Here is a 7899-nt window from a genome sequence, read left to right as displayed (position 1 = left end):
TCGGTTTAAGCCGTAAATACGAAGTAAGCTGTCCCGAACTGGACTTCTTAAACGATGTTGCCCGTCAGTGCGGAGTAACCGGCTCTCGTGTTATGGGCGGAGGTTTCGGTGGCTGTACCATCAACCTTGTAAAAGATGAATTACACGATGGCTTTATTAAACGTGCTACCGAAAGCTACGAACAAAAGTTCAAGATCAAGCCTAAAGTGTACGATGTCATTATTAAAGATGGTGCCCGAAAATTATAAGGCTACAAGTCTTATTGTTACCTGAGTTCACACATGGAGGGCAGACCTATTTGTCTGCCCTCTACGATAAAAAAAGAAAAGAAATTTAAATAAAAACATGAAACCAACATTATTTGTACTTGCTGCCGGTATGGGTAGCCGCTACGGAGGATTAAAACAATTAGACGGATTGGGTCCTAATGGTGAAACTATTATGGACTATTCGATTTACGACGCTTTACAAGCGGGATTTGGCAAAATTGTATTCGTTATACGTCAATCATTCGAAAAGGAATTCAGAGAAAAAGTAGCTTCAAAATACGAAACTAAAATTCCTGTTGAAATAGTTTTTCAGGAGTTAGACAACCTTCCCGAAGGATTTGTATTGAATCCCGAACGTGAAAAACCTTGGGGAACAAACCATGCTTTACTGATGGGTAAAGACGTGATTAATGAACCTTTCGGAATCATAAACGCAGATGACTTTTATGGACGAGAAAGTTATCAGATACTTGCCGGGCAGCTCAAAAAGATGGGTGGCCACACAAAGAATTATTGTATGATTGGCTACCTCTTAGGAAATACATTATCGGAAAGCGGAAGTGTGGCTCGTGGTGTTTGTGAAATTGATAATGAGAATTATCTCACAAAAATAGTAGAACGGACAAGTATTGAGAGAATTGATGGTGTACCTTCTTATAAAGATGAAAACAACGACTGGAAAAGTCTTACAGATACAACACCCGTTTCTATGAATATGTGGGGATTCACTCCCGATTATTTCGAACTATCGAAAAGCTCTTTTGTTGATTTCTTAAAAGAAAATCAAGATAAGCCAAAATCGGAGTTTCTTATTCCAACTCTAGTTAATACCTTAGTAGAGAAAAACGAGATAAAAGTTAAACTTCTCAATACCCCTTCTGTATGGTTTGGTGTAACCTATGCAAAGGATCGTCCGGAGGTAGTACAAAAAATTAAAGATCTGGTAAAAGCAGGAAAATATCCTGAGAAACTATTCTAATATATTAGAACAATTTCTCTTACAATAACCTTATATACTCTATTATGAAAAGACTCTCTTTTATTATAAGTCTGTTATGTTTTAGTATTTGGACACAAGCCCAAATACTAAACGTTTCGGATTTTGGCGTAAAACCCAATACTTTTGTTGATGTAACAGAAAGTGTTCAACAAGTTATAAATGCTTCGTCCGAGAATGAAAATACAACTATTGTTTTCCCTAAAGGACGTTACGATTTCTGGCCTGACAAAGCTGAGAAGAGAGAGTACTTTATAACTAACACATCATCCGAAACCGATTGCCCATCAAAAGTAAAGAGTGTCGGATTATTATTCGAAAATAAAAAGAATATCACTGTCGAAGGCAATGGCTCTCTATTTGTATTTCATGGAAAGGTGACTTGCTGGGCTATTAACAAATCGGAGAATATAAAATTTAAAAATATAAGTGTAGACTTTGAACGCCCAACAATGTCTGAAATGACATTTCTCGAAGTTTATCCCGATTCCATCATAGCAGCCATACACCCCGACTCCAAATATGCAGTTATTGATAATAAATTAAAATGGTATGGCGAAAAATGGGGTATGAATACATATTTCACCCTTTTGGTAGATACAATACAGGGTACAAATATGTATAGCTCGTCCGATCCTATCCAACAAAGTAAAGCAACCGTTCTCAATCCCTTAAAAGTAAAATTTGAAGGAGACTTTTCGAATACTAATTATAAGGCAGGGAAAATATTCACATTGAGAGATCACATCAGAGATCATGTAGGAGTATTTGTAAACTTGTCAAAGAATGTACAATTCGAAAATCTGAATATGCATTATATGCATGGGTTGGGTATTGTTTCTCAGTTCTCAGAAAATCTATATTATAAAAATATAACTATCGTCCCATCTCGTGGTCGTGCTATTGCTGCCTTTGCAGACGGTATGCATTTTTCGGGATGTAAAGGAAGTATAAAAATTGAGAGTTGTCATTTTAAAGGACTACATGACGATCCGGTAAACGTTCATGGAACCTATTTACAAATCAGAGAGATTAATACTCCTAATTCAGTCACCGTTAAGTTTATGCATGCTCAAACTTATGGCATGCCTGCTTTCTTTGAAAACGACTCTATTGCTTTTGTACACTCTCCTACACTCCAAAGAAAAGGTTTTGGCATTATTAAAAGCGTGAAACGACTATCAGATCGAGAGATTCAACTCGAATTAACTAAACCTCTACCTAAAGAAATAAATAAAGGCGATGCTATCGAAAACATTACATGGACACCTTCTCTTGATATACGTAACTGCAAATTTGAGATGACAAATACCAGAGGATTACTTGTAACAACACCGAAGAAAGTAATTATAGAGAATAATCATTTCTACCGTACAGGAATGTATGCAATTATGATTGCTGCAGATGCAGGAAGTTGGTATGAATCGGGAGCTGTGAACGATGTTCTGATCCGTAATAATGTATTCGAAGAATGCGGATACAATATACCTTCTAAAGATTATGTAATTGCCATAATACCCGAAAATCATGAATATGCAAAGAATGACTGGGTACACAGAAATATCAAAATTGAAAATAATACATTCAAAATTAATGGTAATCTTATACTGAAAGCTAAAAGTACACAAGGACTGATTTTCAAAAATAATCTGATTGAATATGCTCCTTTTGTTTCACCGTTAGATAAAAATCTGCCTAAGACTAACGCATCATTCGATTTAGATAATTGTTCGAAAGTTATAATCAGTAATAATATATATAAATTGCCATCTCAAATATCGGTAAACTATAATAGAATGAAGCAAACTGATATTAAGTCTGACAAGAAAGAAAAATTAACATTTAATTAACACATTCACTTCATACAATAAAATAAAGGATGTTCTTATAAGAACATCCTTTATTTATTATCCTCAAAGAAGTAAAATTATTTACTCGCGATTGTCTCTAATTCCTTATTTTCTCTTTCTTGAATTCTATCTATCTGAGATTGTAAATTGTTCCTCGCAATTAATGCTAAAACTTCGGGATCTAATCTAGATCTATATATTTTAGACGAATCTAACTCATACGATTTTAACAAATGGCTTACAGCATCTCTTTCTTTCTTCATACGGCTGCAAAGAATAGCCAACAAATATTCAGTATTACCTGTTGGAGCTAAATTAGTCAACAAGTCATATGCTTTACTGTTATATCCCAGACAAGCTAAACAAAGAGCAGCATTGTAATCAGGATAGTTTGCTAATATTTCAATCGCTTTCCAATATTCTCGTTCTTGTAACAAACGAAGCCCTTCCTCATAGTCCGATCTATATTCAACCTTTACAGTGTCAGACTTTAAGCCTGTGCGATGAAGATCAATTACAAAATCAATTCTTCTCAACAAAGGATAGATGGAGTCTTGAATAATTTTATAGTCGGCAGGAAATTGTTTCTTTATATCCGGCTCACACTGATCGGGATATACAGCATTTGTCAACATCGTCTGAATATCTTCTTTATTTACAATATCATCTCTTTGGCGAACCTGAGTCAATAATGTATTCCAATCCTCACCTTTATATTTAACCTTAAATAGATTTTCTACATTAACACCGGACAATGTTTTGCTTAAATAGTTTTTCACCGAATAAGCGCGCTTAGACGTCAACTCATAATTATCATCATAATCTCCTTCCAAAGATGTAGTAGAAATCATGGTTACACTATCAATCGTAAATTCAGTAGAATTATTATACTTCCTAAATGCTTCTACTAGTTTATCCATTTGAGCCCTATTATCCTGATAATCTATTTCATAAACCGAACTTACTGATTTAGCAGTTTTGTATCTTGTATAAACGGTTATACGATCATACAGATTACGATGCAATTCGGTACGCTTACTTATAAGAGATGGATCAGCCAACTGAGCTAAAGATGCTATAAAATACGAAAGGGTGTCTGCTCCCTCTAATTTATATTCACTCCTGTCAATAGCTTGTATTTTACTATCCATTGTAAGACGAATTTTCTTTAACCCTTCAACTACAGGATATTCTTGTGTATAATAAAACACAAAATTACTGCTTGATGAGAGTATAGTATCCAGACGAATTTCGGCTTTATTATCATCGTATGGAAATTTCACCATTTTTTCGAACATCTCATCTTTTCTCTGCAATGCAAGTTCATTCATTGCTATTTCTCCAAAAAAGTATCTGTGCTTCGCTATTTCAACAGAATCATTTAAAGAAAAGATATGGTTGTCAATATCACTAATCTTACTATTAACCTCACGCCTTTCCCTGTATTTTTTGGGAGTATTCCTTAAAGCCAGCTCTCTCCTTATCAATTCAACTGAATCTTTATCTTCCTGAAGACCATAGTCATCAAGATACCTTGCCATATATTTTCTTGTTTTACGCTCATAGTCTTTCATATATTGGGCATGCAAGCCTGTTGTATCTTTATTTTCGACAACATTGCGCACTTTATGATCTAAAGCCATGCGTGAATATCGATGGTATTGCTCTGCTGAATATCTTATCTTATTGGCTTTAACCTCGGCGTCATGCTCATCTTGTTTCAATTTCCATTTTTCATAGTCCATTTGCTCTTTCATCTGTTCTTGATAAATCGCAAAATAGTACTCCTGACGTTTTCTTATATCTCTCAAAATATTATCTCTGTCAAGATATACACTATCGTATTTTGATTTATCTACAATAGATTTCAAGAACTTATCGTAATCGGCATAATCCTGTTTTTGTTTCTCAACAAATTCTCGTCCATTCAGAATTACTTTCTGTAACGGAACAATCGAATCGTTATGCAAAAGTTTAGGATTCAATATCAGACGCCAGTTGTCTGATAATATTTCTTTAGGTACAGTTATCTTAAAATCGACATTTACACGTCCATCACGTTCCGCAGTAAAACGTCCCTGCGCTTTTACTTCTACCTCAGGTAAACGATAAACAGCATTTGTGTCTAATTTATTCTGACCATCTTTAAGAGCTACTTCTCCTTGAATTCCGCTAGAGCCCGAATTTCGATAAGAAACTCTCTCCGAAACAACAGAAGCCCCACCTTTATCAGCTTTCTTATCATCGGGCAGTACTATATTAGCACGCTTCGTTTGCATAAACAAACTTTGGGTCATGAATTTAGGTGCAGAGGTAGAGCATGAAGATACTATCATTAAAATGACCACAAGAACAATCAATGATCTCTGTACAAATATTTTATTTAAGAACTGTTTTAAAAGGATAAATCGGATAAATAAATCGGACAATTTCATTTTTCTTATTTTGAGGTCTCAGACCTATTTGTTAATGCTGTTATAATTTAATAACCTCGAATTGAATATTTGCTATTACTAATTATCAGTAATGTGTTTAAATAAGCCATGCTAACTTCTCAGTCGGCATGGCTCCCCTAGGATAAACTCTAAAATACCCCACTCTTCACTACTTTATTACAGAACAAAAATTTTCTTACATTATACTTTACATATACCAATCTCTTACGAGTTTATAAGTATTGGCTTATGTTCGGGTTTCGCAACATCACTCATTCTACAATTTCCAAAGAAATTGGCTCCAGCTTCAATATCAATACTTACAGCTGTAATGTCGCCATCGTAATACGATGAAGATTTGAGCATAATTATGTCATGCACAATTATATTGCCATTAACTTTGCCCATTAGCTCGATACTTTCGCTTTCTATATTACCTTTTACACAGCCAGTAGGCCCTACTATAACTTTTCCTTCGCAATTGATGTTACCATCTACAGTACCATCAATCCTCAGATCATCTTTTGTATTTATCTCTCCCGAAAGGATTAAGCCTTGCGAAATAACACTATACGTGCGATCTGCCAATATTGTTTCGGTCTTTACTTTTTTATTAAACATAATGCTTACATTATTTTATTACTTAATCTAAATCAAAACATATATCCCGCTGAAAGTGTCCATCTACGGTTCTTCGAAGCTATAATTTGATCTCCAAAATTCATCTCACTCTTCCCAAATCCATGATCGTAGTTGATCAATACCTGAATATTGCGAGTAAGATAGGAACCTACACCTAGACTAAATCCGGTATCAAACCGATCCGAATTATTTTTGAAATCCAGTGAATGCGAAGTATCTCCATCCTTTATTCTTCCCGATAAAGCATAGGAAGAATAAAGACCTGCTTGAACATACTGTTTAACTATAAAAAAATTAAATTCTTTCCTTACATTCACTGGAACCTCAATAGTGTTAGTTGTAAAGTTGTAGGTAAGCCCGCTATTATTCCCGTAATCTTGTTTCAAAGCAAAGCCTTGATTAGAAAACAGCAATCCGGCATTAATCTTCCATCCGTCAAATGGCAGATTAAAATCTGAGATTACACCTATATTAAATCCCATATTTGCTTTTGCATCAACCCCCTTTAGTTCTACTTTCGAATTGCTCAGATTCGCACCTGCTCTAACTCCTAGTTGCTGTGCACTTACACCAGATACAGAGAGTAACCCTAGTAATCCTAAAAGCAGTTTAGTTCTGATAGTTATAGTTTGCATATTGATAATATTCATTTTTTGTGTTTACAGAATCCATATCATTGACTAAGGGGATAAACCTGTCTTTCCAATGCTGAAAACCTTTACAGGTAGTACTGCAATTTATAATCAAGCTATTATCCGACTTTTCAAAGACCGAAAAATGAGGGTTATCTATTCCATCCACTCCTTTTTTCATGACAGCAATAAGCATCGCATTTTCTTCTTTAGGATCCCTTATTTTGAAAATGGCATCTACACAACAGATAGAGAACATATAGAATGCAGAACGCTCGTAAGCAAACCAATAGTCATCTACTTTATATAGATAGATTTGATTCTCATTATACCTTTCTTTTTTCAATATCTGTTGTATATTTTCCATTATCTAGTTCTTTCTATTTTTGTAAATATTAAAGAGCATTAATCTTCTTCGCTACTATTTGCCCTTGTGATGTTTTAATCTTCACGATATATACTCCCTGGTTTAAGGGTAAATATTTACTATAGCTAATAGGAGCTCCGGCTAGTTTTCCACTAGTATGCATATGACGTCCTTGCAGATCATAAACATCAATTTGGTTTAATCCTTGTTCGCTAGAGACTTCTAACTGACTGGTTAAATAAGTAACTCTAATAAGATCCTCACTGTTAGGCTCATCAATAATACCTGAAGTTGCAGAGGATAAGCGTAGTGAGAAACGGTTTACATCGGAATATTGTCTTTCTGATTCGGTTTTACGTTGATTGAATCGATATACATTATTAGATGAGAGGTCTTGTTCTATATTTAAATACTTGTCAATTAACACGGGACTGAATCCTGTTGCTGATTTAAAGGATTCTACATTTTCAAACTCCAGGGTTAAAACATCTTTCTGATTAGAGCTTTTAATACCTAATCCTACTTCAGTTCTCTTTTCATTATAGAAGTCAATCAGATTGTATTCCTGATCTGATGAAACGATAAAGGCTTCTGTTACAGAATGGCTCGAGGGATAAATCATTTTACTTATTCCCGAAGATGCTGTTGTTTCTTCTGCTTTTAATATTGCATAATCAGAAGTTTTATTACGACTATCCGTAGCTCTA

Annotated in this window: 7 protein-coding genes and 1 pseudogene; 3 read left to right on the top strand and 5 right to left on the bottom strand. The window is 34.7% G+C overall.

The genetic code is table 11. From position 1 onward, the window contains the following. From IR022_RS04370 to IR022_RS04360, 3 genes and pseudogenes are all read left to right on the top strand, one after another. Positions 1-248: pseudogene (locus IR022_RS04370) on the top strand (galactokinase); the annotation flags it as partial. Positions 249-345: 97 nt separating this feature from the next. Next, positions 346-1248 (top strand): sugar phosphate nucleotidyltransferase, encoded by a 903-nt coding sequence (locus tag IR022_RS04365; RefSeq protein WP_050709561.1) that lies wholly within the window; start codon positions 346-348, stop codon positions 1246-1248. A gap of 44 nt (positions 1249-1292) precedes the next feature. Then, positions 1293-3116, top strand: coding sequence for a right-handed parallel beta-helix repeat-containing protein (locus tag IR022_RS04360; protein WP_194202754.1), 1824 nt, complete (start codon positions 1293-1295; stop codon positions 3114-3116). 77 nt (positions 3117-3193) lie between these two features. Here the strand turns inward: IR022_RS04360 and IR022_RS04355 are convergent, their stop codons facing one another. The 5 genes from IR022_RS04355 to IR022_RS04335 all read right to left on the bottom strand — a co-directional run. Further along, complete coding sequence (locus tag IR022_RS04355) at positions 3194-5395, bottom strand: hypothetical protein (RefSeq protein ID WP_194202753.1); 2202 nt, start codon at positions 5393-5395, stop codon at positions 3194-3196. 381 nt (positions 5396-5776) lie between these two features. After that, positions 5777-6172, bottom strand: coding sequence for a polymer-forming cytoskeletal protein (locus tag IR022_RS04350; RefSeq protein ID WP_050710597.1), 396 nt, complete (start codon positions 6170-6172; stop codon positions 5777-5779). 32 nt (positions 6173-6204) lie between these two features. Next, positions 6205-6828, bottom strand: coding sequence for a porin family protein (locus IR022_RS04345; protein ID WP_194202752.1), 624 nt, complete (start codon positions 6826-6828; stop codon positions 6205-6207). Next, positions 6803-7192 carry a hypothetical protein gene (locus IR022_RS04340; RefSeq protein ID WP_194202751.1) on the bottom strand — a complete coding sequence of 130 codons (390 nt, stop codon included), beginning with the start codon at positions 7190-7192 and terminating at the stop codon, positions 6803-6805. The genes IR022_RS04345 and IR022_RS04340 overlap by 26 nt, the downstream gene beginning before the upstream one ends. A 28-nt stretch (positions 7193-7220) precedes the next feature. Next, a partial coding sequence (locus IR022_RS04335) for a T9SS type A sorting domain-containing protein (protein ID WP_194202750.1) occupies positions 7221-7899 on the bottom strand: 679 nt, incomplete at its 5' end.

Origin of the sequence: Dysgonomonas sp. GY617 (assembly GCF_015233815.1) — a bacterium.
Classification (GTDB): Bacteria; Bacteroidota; Bacteroidia; order Bacteroidales; family Dysgonomonadaceae; genus Dysgonomonas_A.
Note: the sequence above shows the minus strand (reverse complement) of the source record. Positions and strands in the feature narration are given on the sequence as shown.

What these genes read in the sequence shown, in the direction of transcription:
- IR022_RS04365 (WP_050709561.1), top strand. Translation starts at nt 346, where the DNA reads ATGAAACCAACATTATTTGTACTTGCTGCCGGTATGGGTAGCCGCTAC.
- IR022_RS04360 (WP_194202754.1), top strand. Translation starts at nt 1,293, where the DNA reads ATGAAAAGACTCTCTTTTATTATAAGTCTGTTATGTTTTAGTATTTGG.
- IR022_RS04355 (WP_194202753.1), bottom strand. Translation starts at nt 5,395, where the DNA reads ATGCAAACGAAGCGTGCTAATATAGTACTGCCCGATGATAAGAAAGCT.
- IR022_RS04350 (WP_050710597.1), bottom strand. Translation starts at nt 6,172, where the DNA reads ATGTTTAATAAAAAAGTAAAGACCGAAACAATATTGGCAGATCGCACG.
- IR022_RS04345 (WP_194202752.1), bottom strand. Translation starts at nt 6,828, where the DNA reads ATGCAAACTATAACTATCAGAACTAAACTGCTTTTAGGATTACTAGGG.
- IR022_RS04340 (WP_194202751.1), bottom strand. Translation starts at nt 7,192, where the DNA reads ATGGAAAATATACAACAGATATTGAAAAAAGAAAGGTATAATGAGAAT.